The 16558-nt window shown below is 59.7% G+C and carries 17 protein-coding genes; 7 read left to right on the top strand and 10 right to left on the bottom strand.

Annotation, left to right across the window (positions count from 1 at the left end; translation table 11 throughout):
• Positions 1–31 precede the first annotated feature (31 nt).
• Entirely contained in the window at positions 32–2056 is a 2025-nt protein-coding gene (locus SNL23_RS01125; RefSeq protein WP_318301373.1) for a c-type cytochrome, read from the bottom strand.
• Positions 2057–2279: 223 nt separating this feature from the next.
• Between SNL23_RS01125 and SNL23_RS01120 the strand changes: the two genes are divergently transcribed.
• The 5 genes from SNL23_RS01120 (at position 2280) to SNL23_RS01100 (ending at position 5397) form a co-directional block, all read left to right on the top strand.
• Positions 2280–3482, top strand: a complete 1203-nt coding sequence (locus SNL23_RS01120) for a pyridoxal phosphate-dependent aminotransferase (RefSeq protein WP_318301372.1) — start codon at positions 2280–2282, stop codon at positions 3480–3482.
• 39 nt (positions 3483–3521) lie between these two features.
• Complete coding sequence (locus SNL23_RS01115; protein WP_076015648.1) at positions 3522–4007, top strand: GNAT family N-acetyltransferase; 486 nt, start codon at positions 3522–3524, stop codon at positions 4005–4007.
• 77 nt (positions 4008–4084) lie between these two features.
• Entirely contained in the window at positions 4085–4339 is a 255-nt protein-coding gene (locus SNL23_RS01110) for a type II toxin-antitoxin system prevent-host-death family antitoxin (protein WP_076015649.1), read from the top strand.
• Positions 4336–4590, top strand: coding sequence for a Txe/YoeB family addiction module toxin (locus SNL23_RS01105; protein ID WP_076015650.1), 255 nt, complete (start codon positions 4336–4338; stop codon positions 4588–4590). Before SNL23_RS01110 ends, SNL23_RS01105 begins: the two co-directional genes overlap by 4 nt.
• 102 nt (positions 4591–4692) lie before the next feature.
• Complete coding sequence (locus SNL23_RS01100) at positions 4693–5397, top strand: hypothetical protein (RefSeq protein WP_076015651.1); 705 nt, start codon at positions 4693–4695, stop codon at positions 5395–5397.
• Between the two features lie 110 nt (positions 5398–5507).
• Here the strand turns inward: SNL23_RS01100 and ptaA are convergent, their stop codons facing one another.
• From ptaA to glyA, 5 genes are all read right to left on the bottom strand, one after another.
• On the bottom strand, positions 5508–6584 hold the full coding sequence (gene ptaA / locus SNL23_RS01095; protein WP_076015652.1) for a pyoverdine biosynthesis transaminase PtaA: 1077 nt from the start codon (positions 6582–6584) through the stop codon (positions 5508–5510).
• Between the two features lie 149 nt (positions 6585–6733).
• Entirely contained in the window at positions 6734–8176 is a 1443-nt protein-coding gene (locus SNL23_RS01090) for a c-type cytochrome (RefSeq protein WP_318301371.1), read from the bottom strand.
• Between the two features lie 3 nt (positions 8177–8179).
• Positions 8180–9769 (bottom strand): GMC family oxidoreductase, encoded by a 1590-nt coding sequence (locus SNL23_RS01085; RefSeq protein WP_318301370.1) that lies wholly within the window; start codon positions 9767–9769, stop codon positions 8180–8182.
• Between the two features lie 14 nt (positions 9770–9783).
• Positions 9784–10320: a sugar dehydrogenase complex small subunit gene (locus SNL23_RS01080; protein WP_318301369.1), complete on the bottom strand. Its 537-nt coding sequence runs from the start codon at positions 10318–10320 to the stop codon at positions 9784–9786.
• A gap of 256 nt (positions 10321–10576) precedes the next feature.
• Positions 10577–11932: a serine hydroxymethyltransferase gene (gene glyA / locus SNL23_RS01075; RefSeq protein WP_076015656.1), complete on the bottom strand. Its 1356-nt coding sequence runs from the start codon at positions 11930–11932 to the stop codon at positions 10577–10579.
• A gap of 278 nt (positions 11933–12210) precedes the next feature.
• Between glyA and SNL23_RS01070 the strand changes: the two genes are divergently transcribed.
• Both SNL23_RS01070 and SNL23_RS01065 read left to right on the top strand, forming a co-directional pair.
• A complete protein-coding gene (locus SNL23_RS01070) occupies positions 12211–12816 on the top strand; it encodes a helix-turn-helix transcriptional regulator (protein WP_318301368.1) in 606 nt (201 codons plus the stop codon).
• Positions 12803–13699, top strand: coding sequence for a queuosine precursor transporter (locus SNL23_RS01065; RefSeq protein WP_076015657.1), 897 nt, complete (start codon positions 12803–12805; stop codon positions 13697–13699). The genes SNL23_RS01070 and SNL23_RS01065 overlap by 14 nt, the downstream gene beginning before the upstream one ends.
• 112 nt (positions 13700–13811) lie before the next feature.
• Here SNL23_RS01065 and queC read toward each other — a convergent pair whose 3' ends face one another.
• The 4 genes from queC to SNL23_RS01045 all read right to left on the bottom strand — a co-directional run bounded on the left by queC (position 13812) and on the right by SNL23_RS01045 (position 16556).
• Positions 13812–14504, bottom strand: coding sequence for a 7-cyano-7-deazaguanine synthase QueC (gene queC, locus SNL23_RS01060; RefSeq protein ID WP_076015658.1), 693 nt, complete (start codon positions 14502–14504; stop codon positions 13812–13814).
• Between the two features lie 191 nt (positions 14505–14695).
• Positions 14696–15583, bottom strand: a complete 888-nt coding sequence (gene cyoE, locus SNL23_RS01055; RefSeq protein WP_017480052.1) for a heme o synthase — start codon at positions 15581–15583, stop codon at positions 14696–14698.
• Positions 15584–15594: 11 nt separating this feature from the next.
• The gene (cyoD, locus tag SNL23_RS01050) at positions 15595–15930 is read right to left on the bottom strand and encodes a cytochrome o ubiquinol oxidase subunit IV (RefSeq protein ID WP_003216374.1); all 336 of its coding nucleotides are present in this window, start codon (positions 15928–15930) and stop codon (positions 15595–15597) included.
• Complete coding sequence (locus SNL23_RS01045; protein WP_008435616.1) at positions 15930–16556, bottom strand: cytochrome o ubiquinol oxidase subunit III; 627 nt, start codon at positions 16554–16556, stop codon at positions 15930–15932. Before SNL23_RS01045 ends, cyoD begins: the two co-directional genes overlap by 1 nt.
• Positions 16557–16558: the final 2 nt, after the last annotated feature.

The raw sequence follows: 16558 nt of genomic DNA, 5'->3' as shown, positions 1-16558 counted from the left end.
TTACTGTGCCCACTTCGAACAGGTTGTGGAGTTAGTACCGCGCATCCACGGGCTTACCCCCCTTCGGCCAATCCTTCACCTTGTCCGGGAAATCCGGACGAGGTTGTTGGGAGAAGTACGCTGCCACATCCACTGCCTCCTGATCCGACAAACCACCCTGGCCCAACGGGAATTTCTCGTGGAAGCCAATCGGCATGTTGCGTTTCACGAACGCCGCCGCCGTGTACAGCCGCGCCATCCCCGCCCCGATATTGAACGATTGCTCGCCCCACAATGGCGGGTACACCAACTCGCCATCCGCTCGCGCCAACCCTTGGCCATTGTCGCCATGGCACACCGCGCACTGCTTGGCATAGACCTGCTTGCCATTCTCCATGTCCGGCTTGATCGCAGGATCGACCTTGCCCACGCCACGCCCGGCGACTTTATCTTCGGGCTGGGTGTTGTTTTTCATCCAGTCGAAGTACGCCACCATCGCCTGCATATCCGCCGACTCCGGCGGCAGTGGCTTGCCATTCATTGAGCGACGGAAGCAGCCGTTGATGCGCTCCTCCAGGCTCACCACCTTGCCGGCCCGCGGCGCATAGCTCGGGAAGAACGCCGAGACACCCACAAACGGCGAACCGTCCGCCACGGTGCCTGCGTTGAGATGGCAACTGGTGCAGTTCAACGCATTGCCCACGTTGTTCGGCAGCAGCGCCTTGGTCTGCAGGTGCAGGCGCATGCCACGCACCACTTGATCGGCATTCGGCGCCGCCAGCAACTCCGCCAGGCGCGGGGTTTCGAACGCTGACGAATCGGTGGTGACCGGGTTGAGCTGGCCGCGCATTTTCTTCACTTGGGTAGCGCTGATGGGCGTGCCTTCGTTGCCCCAGCTGCTGCGCACAAAGCTGAGGATTTCAGCGATTTCCTGATCCGCCAACCGGGCAAACCCGGGCATGGTGTAGACCCGTGGATGAGTCGCCGTTTCAGCGGTCTCCCACCCCGTGAGGGTGATGTGCAGCAGTGAAGTCGGGTTGCTGGATGCCACGCCCGGGTTGCCGGCCAACTGCGGAAACAGCCCTTTCACCCCGCCGCCGTCGCTGCGGTGGCAGTCACTGCAAAACTGCATGTAGCCCAGGCCACCCCGGCTGGTGAACAGGTCCTTGGGCGGTGCAACAGGTTCGTGGGCTACGGCCGGCATCGGCAGGTCATCCTTGCCCGGCGGCAGGGATTTCAAATAGGTCGCGATGGCCGTCAAGTCAGCGTCAGTGAAATGCTGGGTACTGTGATGTATCACATCGGCCATGTTGCCCGAGACCGTGGCAAAGCGGTTCTGCCCGGTCTTGAGCAATTGCACGGTGTCGTCCACCGTCCACAGGTTGCGCAAGCTCAAGGCGCGCCAGTGCTCGACAGTCTCCCCGGCCAGGTAATGCCGACCGCTGCGGCCCGCATCGCTCATGGCTTTTTCCTGGAAGGCAATGCCGCGCGGGGTGTGACAGGAACCGCAGTGGCCCAGGCCCTGGACCAGGTAGGCGCCGCGGTTAAGCACTTCATCCTTTGCCGGGTCAGGCGCAAACGGCTGCTTGTCGAGGAACGCAAAGTTCCACAACGCCAGGCCCCAACGCTGGTTGAACGGGAAGCCCATCTCCGCATCCAGATTGGGTTTGTTCACCGCTTCCACGCCCTGTATCAGGTAAGCGAACAAGGCGCGCATGTCGACCTCGCTCATCTTCGCGTACGACGGGTACGGCATCGCCGGGTACAGGTTCTGCCCCGCGGGCGTCACACCTTCTCGCATCACCCGGTCGAACTGCTCAAAGGTGTACTGGCCGATGCCGGTGTCGCGGTCCGGGGTGATGTTGCTCGAATAGATCGTGCCCATTGGCGTGCTCAACTCAAGCCCGCCGGCCATTTGCGCGCCTTGCTTGGCGGTGTGGCAGGCGATGCAGTCACCCAGTTGGGCAACGTATTTGCCCTGTTCGATCAGCGTGGGGTCGGCTTCGTTGGCGTGCAGGGGAAGGGACAGACACAGCACCACCCCCACAAGGCCCAGACGTGACAGGGGAAAAATCATCGCACTATTCCTTTAATAACCCGGCCTGGGGCGGTCCCCTCGGCGCAGGTCTGCAATCGTTTTTATTGGGTCATCAGGCAGATAACCGGGGCATGGTCAGCCCCAGCTTCGTTGTAGCGGATTTTTTGCGCGTGGCCCTTGATGTAGATCAGACGGCATGTTCTACAGTGGAACTGAAATTGACTAATTGACGCGGGCATCGATGTCGGCGAGGAGAGCAAGGATGCGTTATTCACCCTTTGTGGGGCGCATTGGCGGCGAATCCGTCAGTGCCTGGGATATTCACTACGCCGCCGCCGAAGCTCAACTGCGTGGCGAAGACGTGATTGTGCTCAGTGTCGGCGACCCGGACTTCGCCACACACCGCGCGATCTGTGAAACCGCCGTGGACGCCCTGCGCGCTGGCGACACCCACTACACCCATGTGCTCGGCCGCCCAAAACTGCGGGAGGCCATCGCCGCACGGCAGAGCCTGCTGCAAGGGATTGCGGTGCACGCCGACAATATCGCCCTGGTCGCCGGCGCGCAGAATGGCCTGTTCGCGGCCTGCTTGTGCCTGTTCAGCCACGGCGATGAAGTGCTGGTGCCGGAGCCGATGTACCTGACCTACGAAGCCTGTGTCCATGCGTCGGGGGCACGCATTACCACCGTCGAACAACCAGCCGCCAACGGCTTTCGCCTGACCCGCACCGCGCTCCAAGCCGCGATTACCGACAAGACCCGGGGCATCGCCCTCGCTACACCGTGCAACCCCACCGGCAACGTCTACTGCCGCGAAGAGCTGGAAGCCGTCGCCGAAGTGGCACGCGAGCACAACCTTTGGGTGATTTGCGATGAGGTGTATGGGCAGCTCATTTATGACGATCAACACCTGAGCATCAGCGCTTTGCCGGGCATGGCCGAACGGACGGTGGTGCTCAACAGCCTGTCGAAAAGCCACGCCATGACCGGCTGGCGGGTAGGCTGGGTGGCGGGCCCGCCCACCTTGATCAGCCATCTGGAAAACTTGCTGCTGTGCATGATTTATGGCCTGCCAGGGTTTATCCAGGCGGCGGCGATCAAGGCACTGGAACTGGATGAGGCCGTGGTCAGCGATGCCCGCGCGGTGTATCGGCGCCGGCGTGATCTGGTGGTGAACGAGTTGAGTGCAATCAGCGAGCTGGACTGCCGAATCCCCCAGGCGGGCATGTTCATGCTGGTGGACGTACGCCGCACCGGGCTCACCGGCCGGGAATTCGCCTGGCAACTGTATCGCCAGACCGGCGTATCGGTGCTTGATGCCCAGGCCTTTGGCGCCAGCGCCGAAGGGTTTGTAAGGGTTTCGTTTACCGTCGCCGATGACACCCTCAAGGAAGCTTGCCGGCGCATTGCCGGCTTCGTCGAGGGGCTTGGGGCCAACGCCGTGCCTTTACGTGATCGCCGATAACGGGCATAAAACGCCTTTTGCCCCGTTCGAAGGACTGCCATGTCTCAAGGATTGACCTATCGCCAGGCCCACCTGGACGACCTGCACACCCTGTGCGTGCTGGGCCAGCCGCTGAACCGCCTGCACCACCAGGAGCGGCCCGATATCTACCGTGACGCCACCGATCAGGTGGAGCGCGACCAGTCCCATTGGCGGCCCTGCCTGACCAGCCGGGTTCAGGCGGTATTTCTTGCCGAGCAGCACGGCGTTGGTGTTGGATTTATCACCGCGCAAATCATCGAGACCGCCAGCCCGTTGTTGCAGCCGCTACGTGTTGCCAGGATCGGCTCGATCTGCGTGCTGGAGGCCCAGCGTGGCCAGGGCATTGGCCGTGAACTGATGGCGCTCGCCGAGCGCTGGGCCATCCGCCAGGGCGCCGGTGATCTGCGCCTGACCGTCTGGGCCTTCAACGAACCGGCGCAGCGGCTGTACGAGGAATTGGGCTACGAAAAACGCGCCTTCGAAATGGGCAAGCGCCTCGGTTAAATCAACCGTTGGTAAGATGCCCCTTGATGACCTGTACGTATTTCTGTACGTTTCAGCCATTAAGCGAGGACTCAATTATGGAAACTATCAACTACACCAATGCACGCGCCCATCTCTCGGACACGATGGATCGGGTAAACGAAGATCGTGCCCCTCTGTTGGTGACCCGGCAAAAAGGTGAACCGGTGGTCATGATCTCTCTCTCAGAGTTCAACGCTCTTGAAGAGACGGCCTATCTGCTGCGCTCTCCCAACAACGCGGAACGCTTGATCAAATCGATCAACAGCCTGCGAGCCGGAAAGGCCAAGCCGAGGCAGTTGATTGAAGAATGAAAATACTCTTTACGCCTGAAGGCTGGGACGACTACCTCTGGTTTCAACAAAACGACAAGGCTGGGCTCAAACGCATCAACTTACTGATCAAATCGATCCAGCGTGATCCTTTTGACGGCGTTGGCAAACCAGAACCACTCAAACATAACCTCAGTGGTTTCTGGTCCCGGCGAATCACAGCGGAACATCGTCTGGTGTACGGGATTGAGGATGGTGAAATACAGATCCTCATGTGTCGCTATCACTATTGACGCCATTTACCGTCAGGATCCTGCCTTGACCTGATCCCCCTCCCCGCTGAAAATGCGCGACGCTTTTCCCGTCTCCCCGTTTACTGAAGTAGTGAAATTTCAATGTCTGATTCCCGTACCGAAGAATCCGTAGTCGCCTTGCAGTCCAAAGCTGAATACGAAAACGCCATCAATCTTTCACAGCACGTGCCGGCGGCCAAGACCATCAGTGAAATGGTGCTGGACGCGTTCCACACCTCCAAGGAAAGCGACCAAATCCGCGAGCTGCGCGTGGCCATCCGCCAGGCCCACGATGCCTTCGACGATGACAAGGCCTACGACCTGATGGGCGAGCTCAAGCAGCTCAAGGACGCCGAAGCCGCCGACAACGCCGCCCTGGAAGACCTCAACACCAAGTTCTCCATCAGCCGCATCCTGTCCAGCTTCAAGGACGACCCGGAGTTCCAGGAGCTGGTCTACGGCCTGGCCCTCAAGGTGCTGAACCAGACCCACCAGGCCATCAGCAACCCGAGCGCCGGCAAAGGCAAGGCTTCACGGCCGAAGAAGGAAGCGGAAGTGTTCGCCATCAGCAAGGACGGCATCAGCGTCACCCTGCCGATGCGTTCGCCGCGTTCCAAGCCGAGCGTCGACCGTGAAGCGTTTGAGTTCCTTGGTTTCAGCTTTGTCGGTGAAGGTGATGAGGCTGAATTGGAAGTTGAAACCTTTGTGGATAACTCGGGCGCCGAACAGCCGCTGACGCGTAAAAGCATCATCACTGCGCTGCAGCAGCAGACTGCATTTGATGGCTACAGCATCGCCCAGCAGTAAAATCGGGTGGCCCCCTGTAGGAGCGAGCTTGCTCGCGAAAAACGTCAACGAAAACGCAGCGCGTCTGGTTTAACGCGGCGCTCTCAAGTTTTTCGCGAGCAAGCTCGCTCCTACAAGGAACTGAACACCTCGCGAAACCGCTGCATCTCATCAGCATTCCCCACGGTGACCCGCACCCACTGCGGCCAGTTTTGCCACACCCGCCCGATCTTCACGCCCTGCCCGCCCAACCGTTCGATGACCTGCTCCGCCGGCCGCCCCACATCAATCATGAAGCAGTTGCTGTGAGACGCCGTGCACGTGAATCCCCGTGCGCTCAACCAGGCCACCGTTTCATCCCGCAACCTGGTATTAAGCGCCTTGCGCGCCGGCACCAGTTGCGCATCCGCAAGGCTGGCGCGGCCGGCGAGCAAGCTGGCGGCCGCCGGCACGTTATCCCCACCAAACACCGCCAGTTGCTCCAGCAGCGCCGGATGACCGATCGCCAGCCCCAGGCGCGCACCGGCCAAGCCATAGATTTTCGAGAACGTACGCAGCACCAGCAAGTCGTCATGCTCCTTGACCCACGCCACGCAACTGGGGGCATCGCTGAACTCGATGTAAGCCTCGTCCACCAGCAAAATGCTGCCTTTGGGTTTGTTCGCCAGCGCCTGCTCGATGGCCTTGGTGGGTGTGAGGGTACCGGTGGGATTGTTCGGGTTGCAGAGGTAGATCAGGCCAGGCTGACGGTCAACGGCGAGCATCGCGGGGAGGTCATGGGCGTGGTCGGCGGTGAGGTCTACTTCGTGCACCGGGGCCTTACGCGACTCGGCGGCTTGGCGCGGTACTTCGTAGGATGGCGTGGCCATCACCAGGCTGCGGGTTTCGCTGGTAAACGCCAGCACCGCGTAACGCAACGCGGCCATGGAGCCAGCGAACACCGCCACATGCTCGTCCGAAATCCCTTGCTGTTGGGCAAACGCTTCGGCCAGGGCGTACATGTCCGGATAAGGGTAGCGCCCCGAGGCCGCAATACCGCGCTGCATCGCCTGCCGCGCGGCCGGCGAAGGACCGTAGGGGCTTTCGTTGTAGTTGAGCAGCACCTCGGGCGCCGCCACCGCGGGGCTTGCTTCAGCCCAGTCCAGGCGCCCCAGCAACGGCAAGGCCGCGCCCAGTGCGATCAGGGAACGACGACTCACGTTGACCATGATGACTTCTCCTTGTCGGCTCGCAGCTTCAGGTGCGGAATTCGCGCCCGTTCCTACAGTTGGGTATGACGAGGAAAACATCCGGTGATTTACCCGCCCAACAAAAAGCCCCGCACTTCTTACCGAAGGCGGGGCTTTTGCGTTTCTGGCTAGTTGGAATGAAAACGCCGGTTCAACGCAATCCGCTTGGCCTCCACTGCCCGCAGGTGTTGGTGGTGACGCCGCCACAACACCAGCACGATGATCAGCACCAGCAACGCCAGGCCACCGCCCCACAGCAAATACGGCATCGCCGTGATCAACAACGGCGCGTCCCCACCGCGACGCAAGCTGGTCACTCCTTCGGAACTGACGCTCAGCGCCGGGTTGCCGAAGGTTTGCAGGCTGTAGTTGGCGATGGCGGCGATTTGCGCATCGTTCAGGTCGCCGCCCAGGGCCGGCATGTTCACTGCGCCATCGGCACCTTTACGGTCGATGCCCGCAATGATTGCCATCACCAGGTTGTTGGCCTGGTTGCCGTTGAGCGCGGTGTTGAGGCTCAGGGACGGGTAGAACTTGTCAGCCGAGCCCTGCCCATCGCGACCGTGGCAGCTGGAGCAGGCCGAGTTGTAGAGGCGTGCGCCATCCAGGCCAGTGGCATCGGCCAGTGAGGCTTGATCGCCCTGGCCGGTTTCCAAAGCGCTCATGTCCACCGGCTTGACGTCGCGCACCACCCGCTCGGTCTGCCCGGGATCGCGGATCGGCGGCACGCTGCGCAGGTAGGCGGCCATGGCGTGCAGGTCGCTGTCGCTGAGGAAACGGAAGCTGTTTTCCACCGCTTCGGCCATACCGCCTGCCGCTTGGGCCTTGTCGGCGAGGTGACCGTTTTTCAGGAAGTTGACCAGGTCGTCCTCGCTCCAGTCGCCGAGGCCACTGACCTTGTCGGAGGTGATGTTGGGCGCAACCCAGCCCCCCAGTTTGGCGCCGGCCAGGTACTGGCTGTTGTCCTCGGCCATCAGGGCATTACGCGGGGTGTGGCAGGCGCCGCAGTGGGCCAGGTTGTCCACCAGGTACTGGCCGCGGCTGGTCTGTTCGGTGGCGCCGGGCTTGGGCACAAAACCCTGGCTGTCGAGGAACACCAGGTTCCAGCCGAACATCAGTTGGCGGATGTTGAACGGGAACGCCAGGTGGGTTTCCGGCACCGGCTGGTCCACGGCTTTGACGCCCTGTTGCAGGTACACGTACAAGGCGTGGATGTCGTCATCACTCATGCCCTGGTACGAGGTGTAAGGCATCGCCGGGTACAGGTGCTGGCCCTTGGCGTTGATGCCTTTGCGCAAGGCGTCCGCCAGTTGCTGCTCGGTGTAGTCGCCGATGCCGTAGGCCTTGGACGGGGTGATGTTGCTGGAGATGATCTTGCCCATGGGCGAGTCGATCACATACCCGCCGGCCAGCGGCGCGCCGCCATGCTCGGCGGTGCGGTGACAGGCTTCGCAATCGCCGGCACGGGCGACATAGGCGCCCTTCTCGATCAGCGCATCCGTATCTTCAGCGGCAAACACCGGCAACGCGGTGAGCAGCAAGGCCAGCAGCGGAAATTTAAGCAATCCCATGACCTAGACCTCCCGCGCAATGATGTCGGCCATACGGATACTCAGCGCCACGCCGGCCAGGGTCGGGTTGATGGTGCCGGAAGCCGGGATCACCCCGGTGGTGGCGAGGAACAGGTTGGCGTGGTCGTGGGTGCGGCACTCGTGGTTAACCACCGAGTCCTTGGGGTTGGCGCCCATGATCACGGTGCCCATCAGGTGGTCGCGGTTCTGGTAGCCGGTGTTGTCTTCCACCACCGTGCCACCCATCAGCTGCACAAAGTGCGCATAGTCTTCGGTGACACCGGCCTTGGCCGCCTTCACGTAATCGCCCACCTCGTAGTTGACCACCAGCATCGGAATGCCCAGGGCGTCCTTGCGCGTGCGACTCGGGCGCACGGTGTTGGTCGAAAGCGGCAGGGTTTCGTAGACGGTGGAGACATCAACCCAGCGCGCCGCGTCGTGGCGGATGCGCTCGTCCAGTTCCTTGCCGTACACGCCTTGGGCGATCAGGCGCTTGGCCACGGCAATGTTCGGTACGTTGTTGGAAATCGAGTGTTTGACCGAAGCCCGTTCCTTGCGGAACTCGCCATCGCGGCGATTGAAAATCCCGCCTTGCTGCACCGCCCCGCGTCCTGGCCACAACGGCTCGTCGGCGATAAATTGCAGGCCTTGGCCAGTGTGGTCCATCAGGTTGCGACCGACCTGGTCGGAGGAGTTGGCCACCTCGGAAATCAGCAGCAGCTTGGGGGTTTCCAGACCGTGGGCGGCAACGATGAAGTACTTGGCGGTGAGCCGCACATCGGCGCCGGTGGAGCTGCGGTAATGGATGGCGACGATCTTGTCGTCCGCGCCTTTTTCCAGCTTGTAGGCGGTGGCGTCGGTGATCAGCTTGGCGCCGGCCTGTTCCGCATGGCGGGCGTGCACGTCGCCGCTGTACATCGCACCGATGGGGCAGACCGGCATGCAGTTGTTGTTGCCGCTGCACGCCGGGCGCCCGTCGTAGGGTTCGGTGGCACGGCCGTTGGGCTCATGGATAAAGTGATAACCGGCCGGGGCCATGCGTTCACGCAGGCGCTGGAACAGGTAGGTATCGCCTTCAGGCGCCATCGGATAGGGGCTTGAGCGCGGCGGGAAAGCGCCGCCGCCCTGCCCGCTCTGGTCCTGGGTGTCACTGCCGCACACGCCCAGGGCAATTTCCGCACGTACGTAATAGGGTTCCAGTTCGCTGTATTCCAGCGGCCAGTCACGACCTACGCCGTAGAGCGTCTTGAGCTTCATATCGTTGGGCAAGTAACGCCAGCACGCCGCCGCCCAGTGCCAGGTAGTGCCGCCCACCAGTTTCAACATGCCGGGGCGAAACTCGAAAGAACCGGTGTTCTCGATGTATTTCTCATCATAAGAATGATGGGCCCACGGCTCATTCGGATACGGTGAGTTGTAATTGCCCTTGTTCGACGAATTACGGAAGTTCTCGACTATCTTCCAGCGGGGAATATGTTCACCCGCTTCCAGAATAATCACCGACTTGCCGAGTTTGGCCAATTCAAATGCTGCGTTACTGCCTAATGCGCCGGAGCCAACCACAATGACATCGGCGTCAAAATCCTGATTCATATAAGTGCCTTGTCTTAGTCGTTGGCCAGCGTGGCCGGGGGATTAACCCAGTAATTGGTTTTTCCCCGGGAGTACGTCGGGATCACCGTGGCGTCCGCGGTCGGCTGGTAGGCCAGCGCGCCGGTGAAGGTCACCAGCCGCGTGCCGTCGGTGGCGCGCAGGGACACCGGCGTGCCGGTGTAGCCCAGGTACCAGGCCGAAACGATTTTCTGCGTCGTATCCTTGATCACCGGGTCGCGGTAGAACGGGCTGCCGGACAACTGGCCGACGCTGCGCAGGTGATGCTGGCCAACCTTCCCCCACAAAGCTTTCATCTTCTCGGGGAACTCGGGGTCGTTCTGGGTGCACTGGGCCAGGATGCGCAAGGACAAGGCGGCATCCAGGCTCGGGCGTTCGAGGAGGAACATCGACAATTGGCGGAAGGATTCGATGTCGTCGCTGGCGGCACTGCTGACTTCCTGCGCCAACGCAACACCGGCCCACAGCGGGGCAAACAGGCCGGCACCGGTCAAGGCTGCGCCTGAATACAGGAGTTTTCTTCGGGTTATCACGGGGTATCTCCTCATGAGTCGAACAACTATCGGCGCAGAGGCCAAGTTCGACTTCACTGCAAAAGGCTGAGTACTTCGTTCACGGAGGTTGAACGGACTTTAAGAGCCCTTTTTATAACTGCCAGGAGAACGCCAAGCTGTCATGCAGCTTGTTAATTATGGATATGAGCAATAACGCGACCGTCTATAACAGCCGCTTAAACACCGTACAGCAATTTATCCCGCAATAATATGAAACATCCCCTCGGATATTCGCTCAGTTGTGCAGGTAATCCGCGAGAGGATACTTCGCGCACAAGGTTTGGGCCTGCAAACGCAGGGATTCCTGAGCATTGGGATCAAGGGTGAACTTGTGCTCGTTGAGGGGCGTGACGGCATCGAGTACCCGGCACACCAGCTCGACGACCTGACGGCATCCGGGAGCGTCGATGTAGCGTTGCGCCATTGAGCCGGTGCCGATACACAACCCGCCAGCGACGAATGACGGTCGCGTCTCCCCCGGTGCGCGATGTTTATCCACGATGATGCCGCACTGCTCCAGGGCCGCCTGGGCGATGGAGCCGGTGATGCCACCACGCAAGCGGATCAGCACCGAGTGATTTTCACTGCGTCCGCCCACCACCTCGTAGTCGCAGGCCTGAAACGCATTGGCCAGTTCGTCGGCAGTCGTGCGCACCCGCGCCATCCAGGCGTCGAAATCCGCTGACATGGCGTAGCCGAACGCCGCTGCCTTTGCCGCGATCATGTTGAAGGCCGGTGCGCCCTGCATTCGTGGAAATACGGCTTGGTCGAGGAGACGACTGAAGGTGGCTTTAAGGCCGGGGACCTTGGTTTCAGCGTCGCGACCGGAAAGAATCAGACCGCCGCGAGGGCCGCCAAGCTGCTGGTGGGTGCACAGCGTGGTGACATGAGCCGCGTCGATCGGGCTCGGATGACGCCCGGTAGCGACCAGGCCGGCGATGCTCGAAATGTCCGCCAGCAGGATCGCCCCGGCTTCGTCGGCAATCCCGCGGAACCGCTCGAAATCGATGACGTGCGAGTAAGCCGTCGCCCCGCAGATGATCACGCGCGGGCGATGGGCCAGCGCCAGTGTGCGCACCTGTTCGTAGTCGATAACGCCTTTGGAGGTGGTGCCGTATCTGAGCGCCTTGTAGTACGCCCCGGTGAACGCGACAGGGCTGCCATGGCTCAGGTGCCCGCCGTGATCGGTGGCCATGCCGAGCACCGTGTCTCCCGGCTCCAGCAAGGCCGCCAGCACCTGGTAGATCGCAGTCGACCCCGAGTGTGATTGCACGCCGGCGTAGTGCGCACCGAACAGCTCACACGCTCGGCGGACAGCCAGGGCTTCGACCCGGTCGGCGTTCTCGCACCCGGCGTGATGGCGCCAGCCAAGGGCGCCCTCGGCGGTCACATTGACCAGCAGTGAGGCGGACGCCGCCAGGATGTGCGGTTTCACTGCACAGGACGAAGCGGCCAATGACAAGGTTTGGTGTTGGCGCATGACTTCCGCATCCAGCAGCCCCGCCAGCTCCGCGTCCTCTGCACGTAGATCCGCCAGCCCTCGTTGCAGCAGGCCGGCCTGGTGGGTAAGTGGTTGCGTGTTGACTGTCATAGTCTTGGGTTCCTTCCCTGAAAATCGACTTCGCCTTTCCATTCAGCGCAGGGCAATTAAGCAGAAAAATGAACATTTTCCAAATTAAATGATTCTTTTTGGCTGCACGCAGGGGGACAAGAGGCGGTATTTCCTGGCTGGATGATGGCCAATAGCCAAAAAACTGATCACGGTCTTTATTCTTGTAGCGGGCGCATGCAACACTTCGCGCCGCGGCGAAGCACGCGACCCAGCGCAACATGGACGCTCTGTGTAAAACATAAGGAAGTGGTGGGCATTTGATTCACAGAAAAGAACGCACCGAGTATTTGAAGAGCAATATCAAATACCTGATCAAAAGCCGCGGAGAAACGCAGCTGTCGTTGTGCAACTCGGCCGGCCTGACCAGAACCACGATCTACAACATTCTGGAAGGCAAGGTCGTCAACGTTCAGCAGTCCACCGTCCGCAAGATCTCGGATTTCTTCGGCGTGTCCTATGAAGAAATCGAGACCCTCGACTTTGAAGAAAAAGAGATCATCGACAGCAGTATTTCCCCCCAGGGAAATATGAACCCCGCCGCCGTGCCGATCATCAAGCAAAGCCAGGTCATGGCAAGCATGGACAAGCGCATTGGCGAACTGGCCACGCTGTACCCGCTGACTTACTACTTCGGCACTTCCTATAACTTGATCGCTGTGCTGCTGGAGCATGAAATTGCCGGCGTCAACGAGCCGGGGGATTTGTTGATCGTGCAGAAAGGCACGTCGAGCGACGACAAGGAAAAGTTGGTCTACGACAGAGTCAGCAAAAAACTATTTATCACGGATGAAGCGTGTATCAGCTCGGATCGTATCTGTGTGGTGGGAGATATCATCGAGGAGCGCTTCAATGACAACGTATGAGAACGAAGTCGAGAACAGTAAATATAAATTACTGGGTTTTGAGAATGACAAGAGCCTGGCGGTGATCATGGTGATCGCCACGGGCAAGATCATTCGGATAAAGCTGAGCGAAGTGCTGAACAGCGAAATCATGGACAATTTAAATAAAATGGAAGTCAAGAACATGTACAAGAAGTTCTATTCGCAAGGCGGAGCGCTCACCGCGTACGACATCAACGACCGCAACGAGAACTCATGGATGATTTATATCATCCTGAACCTGCTGCTCTTTACGTTCTATATCTTCACCAGCATTGCAGCGACCAAACCTATTTACCTGGAATCGCTGGGCATCATCGTCACACCCGGCACGTTTCTCTACCCGCTGACGTTTCTGATCGTGGACTTGCTCAACGAACAATTCGGCCTCCGGCTGGCGAGAAGGGCCATCCTGTTTGCGTTTGCCAGTAACGCGATGATCATCATCCTGCTCTACGGCTCGACCTTCCTCCCCGGCTTGCCAGGCTGGAAACTCGATGGGCCGTATAACGACGTGATCATCCAGGTGTCGTCGGTGCTGATCGCCTCCTCGGTTTCGTTTCTGGTGTCGGAGAACATCAACTCGTACTTGCTGTGCAAGATCAAAGAGCTGACCAACTCCAAGTACCTGTTCCTGCGCATTTTCCTGAGTACGTTCTTCGCGGTGATTATCGACAGTTTCCTGTTCTGCTTCATCGCGTTCTACGGCGCCATGCAGACCAGCGACATCCTGAACATGATCTACGTGCAGATCGCGATCAAGGTCTGCTTTGCCTTCATCAACATCCTGCCGGCCTATGGCGCCCGCTCGCTGTTCAAGCGCTACATCACGGGCGATACCCAGACCCAACCACACGCCAGCTGATGATCGTTCCCACGCTCTGCGTGGGAATGCCACTTTGGACGCTCCGCGTCCGCCTTTGTGACGCGGAGCGTCACGGGATGCATTCCCACGCGGAGCGCGGGAACGATCAACATCACGCCAGTTTGCTTTTCAGGCTCTGCATGACGGCTGCCTTGTTCTCCAGGTAGTCGTTCAGACCACGTGCGCGAAGGTTGCACGCGTCGCAGTTGCCACAGCCCGTGCCGATAATGCCGTTGTAGCAGGTCAGGGTCTGGTTGCGGATCAAGTCCAGCTGGTTGTGATGGTCCGCCAGGGCCCAGGTCTCGGCCTTGTTCAGCCACATCAGCGGGGTTTCCAGGCGCACGTCGTATTCCATGCCCAGCTGCAACGCTTTATTCAGTGCCTTGACGAACTCGTCACGGCAATCGGGATAGCCGGAGAAGTCGGTTTCACACACGCCGGTGATCACGGTTTCCGCCTTGACCTGATAGGCGTAGATCGCCGCCAAGGTTAAGAACAGAATGTTCCTGCCCGGCACGAAGGTGCTCGGCAAACTCTCGCCTGAGCTGTTCACCGTAGGTACCGGGATGTTGTCGCGGGTCAGGCTGCTGATGGCCAGCTCGTTCAACAACGAGACATCCATCACCTTGTGAACGGTGGCACCCAGCTGTTTTGCGAGCTTCTGTGCGACTTCGATTTCCGCCACATGCCGCTGGCCATAATCGAAGGTAATGCAGTGCACCTCGTCATACAGCGGCAGTGCCTGGATCAGGCAGGTTGTCGAGTCCTGCCCACCACTGAATACGATAACGGCTTTTTTCTTCATCATTCTGCTTCCTGCATTTATCACATGTGTAGGAGCAAGGGGGACGCCTAGTTCTTGCTCGCGAAAAACGTCAATGATAACGCAGCGTATCTGGTTTAACGCGGCGCCTTCTGGTTTTTCGCGAGCAAGCTCGCGCCTACAAAAAAGCCCCGCGCTTCTCACGAAGGCGGGGCTTTTTCTACTTCATCCACTCAGTGGGCGTACGTCAGCAGCAACTCTTTCGGCACCTGGAAATCCAGGGACATCATCACGCTCAAGGCGGTGATGGTGAAGATCGAGAAGACGAACAGCTTGCGTGCCCAGACGGTGTCATCCACCGCCTTGTAGCCGGTCCAGGCCATGTACAACCAGTACATGCCCATGGCGGCGGCAACGGCGAGGTAGCTCATGCCGGCGTAGCCACTGAAGGTCAACATCAAGGTCGCCACGAGGAAGGCCAGGATGTAGAGCAGGATGTGTTTCTTGGCGACCTTGATGCCACGCTTGACCGGCAGAACCGGAATCGAGGCAGCCAGGTAGTCATTGAAGCGGAAGATCGCGATGGCATAGGAGTGCGGCATCTGCCACAGGCTGAACATCACCAGTAGCACCAGCGCGGCCATGTCGAAGCTATTGGTCACAGCCACATAACCAATCACCGGCGGCATCGCCCCCGACAGACTGCCCACCAGCGTGCCGTGAACCGACTTGCGCTTGAGGTACAGGCTGTAGAAGCCGACGTAGATGACAAAACCGATCACGGCAAACAGCGCCGCCAGCGGGTTGGCCACCTTGTACAACAACACCACGCCGGCGATACCCAAAACGGTCGCGAAGATCAGTGCCAGCTTCAGGGAGATAAGGCCCTGGACCAGCACACGATTCTTGGTGCGTTCCATCTTGATGTCGATATCGCGGTCGATGCAGTTGTTGAATACACAACCGGAAGCTACCACCAGGGACGTGCCGATCATCGCTGCCAGGAAAATGGCCAGATCGACATGCCCCTTGGAGGCCAGGAAGAAACCGCCTGCCACAGAAAGCACGTTACCGAAAATGATCCCCGGTTTGGTGATTTGGATAAAGTGCTTAAGCGACATCGGGTCTTACCTCACTTCGCCATCATGAACGTATGGATGCTGAACATGATCCATACCGACAGGCCAACCAGCAGGAGGATCACCAAACCTGCGAACACGAACGCAATCACGTTATCGCGCTGAGCCTTCGAGCGGTCCAGGTGCAGGAAGTACACCAGGTGAACCAGAACCTGAATCACCGCGAACGCCAGGACGATCATCAAGGTGATCGACTTCGGCAAGGTCGGGTACATCACCAGGCCGAACGGGATCAGCGTCAGGATGACCGACAGGATGAAGCCGATGGCGTACGACTTGACGCTGCCGTGGCTGTCATCGTGGCTGTCATGGGAATGTGCATTAGCCATTACAGAGTCCCCATCAGGTAGACAACGGTGAAGACGCAGATCCAGACCACGTCCAGGAAGTGCCAGAACAGGCTCAGGCAGCTCAGGCGAGTCTTGTTGGTGTTGGTCAGGCCATGCTTGTTGACCTGATACATCATGGTCGCCATCCAGATCAGACCGGCAGTCACGTGCAGGCCGTGGGTCCCTACCAGCGTGAAGAACGCCGACAGGAAGCCGCTACGGTGCGGGCCGTAACCTTCGGAGATCAGCAGGTGGAACTCGTTGACCTCCATGCCGATGAAGCCCAGGCCGAACAGGAAGGTCAGTGCCAACCAGCTCAGGACGCCTTTCTTGCTGCCCTTGTAGAAGGCCAGCATGGCGAAGCCGTAGGTGATCGAGCTGAACAACAGCAAGGCGGTTTCGCCGAGCACGTAGGGCAGTTCGAAGATGTCGTGGCCCGACGGGCCACCCGCTACGTTGTTTACCAGTACCGCGTACACCGCGAAGATCGACGCAAACAAGATGCAGTCGGTCATCAGGTAGAGCCAGAAACCGAAGACGGTCATTGGCCCCGAGTCGTGGTGATGGTCATCGTGCCCATGGTCATCGACATGGGCGTGTCCAGCATTGGTCACTAAGTTCGACATGG

This window comes from Pseudomonas sp. SED1, assembly GCF_034044025.1.
Lineage (GTDB): Bacteria > Pseudomonadota > Gammaproteobacteria > Pseudomonadales > Pseudomonadaceae > Aquipseudomonas.
The sequence above is the reverse complement of the archived record's forward strand: the minus strand, read 5'-3'. Positions and strand labels throughout refer to the sequence as shown.

What these genes read in the sequence shown, in the direction of transcription:
- glyA (WP_076015656.1), bottom strand. Translation starts at nt 11,932, where the DNA reads ATGACAGTCAACACGCAACCACTTACCCACCAGGCCGGCCTGCTGCAA.
- SNL23_RS01090 (WP_318301371.1), bottom strand. Translation starts at nt 8,176, where the DNA reads ATGGGATTGCTTAAATTTCCGCTGCTGGCCTTGCTGCTCACCGCGTTG.
- SNL23_RS01085 (WP_318301370.1), bottom strand. Translation starts at nt 9,769, where the DNA reads ATGAATCAGGATTTTGACGCCGATGTCATTGTGGTTGGCTCCGGCGCA.
- SNL23_RS01100 (WP_076015651.1), top strand. Translation starts at nt 4,693, where the DNA reads ATGTCTGATTCCCGTACCGAAGAATCCGTAGTCGCCTTGCAGTCCAAA.
- SNL23_RS01045 (WP_008435616.1), bottom strand. Translation starts at nt 16,556, where the DNA reads ATGTCGAACTTAGTGACCAATGCTGGACACGCCCATGTCGATGACCAT.
- SNL23_RS01125 (WP_318301373.1), bottom strand. Translation starts at nt 2,056, where the DNA reads ATGATTTTTCCCCTGTCACGTCTGGGCCTTGTGGGGGTGGTGCTGTGT.
- SNL23_RS01065 (WP_076015657.1), top strand. Translation starts at nt 12,803, where the DNA reads ATGACAACGTATGAGAACGAAGTCGAGAACAGTAAATATAAATTACTG.
- SNL23_RS01115 (WP_076015648.1), top strand. Translation starts at nt 3,522, where the DNA reads ATGTCTCAAGGATTGACCTATCGCCAGGCCCACCTGGACGACCTGCAC.
- SNL23_RS01120 (WP_318301372.1), top strand. Translation starts at nt 2,280, where the DNA reads ATGCGTTATTCACCCTTTGTGGGGCGCATTGGCGGCGAATCCGTCAGT.
- cyoD (WP_003216374.1), bottom strand. Translation starts at nt 15,930, where the DNA reads ATGGCTAATGCACATTCCCATGACAGCCACGATGACAGCCACGGCAGC.
- ptaA (WP_076015652.1), bottom strand. Translation starts at nt 6,584, where the DNA reads ATGGTCAACGTGAGTCGTCGTTCCCTGATCGCACTGGGCGCGGCCTTG.
- queC (WP_076015658.1), bottom strand. Translation starts at nt 14,504, where the DNA reads ATGAAGAAAAAAGCCGTTATCGTATTCAGTGGTGGGCAGGACTCGACA.
- SNL23_RS01105 (WP_076015650.1), top strand. Translation starts at nt 4,336, where the DNA reads ATGAAAATACTCTTTACGCCTGAAGGCTGGGACGACTACCTCTGGTTT.
- SNL23_RS01110 (WP_076015649.1), top strand. Translation starts at nt 4,085, where the DNA reads ATGGAAACTATCAACTACACCAATGCACGCGCCCATCTCTCGGACACG.
- cyoE (WP_017480052.1), bottom strand. Translation starts at nt 15,583, where the DNA reads ATGTCGCTTAAGCACTTTATCCAAATCACCAAACCGGGGATCATTTTC.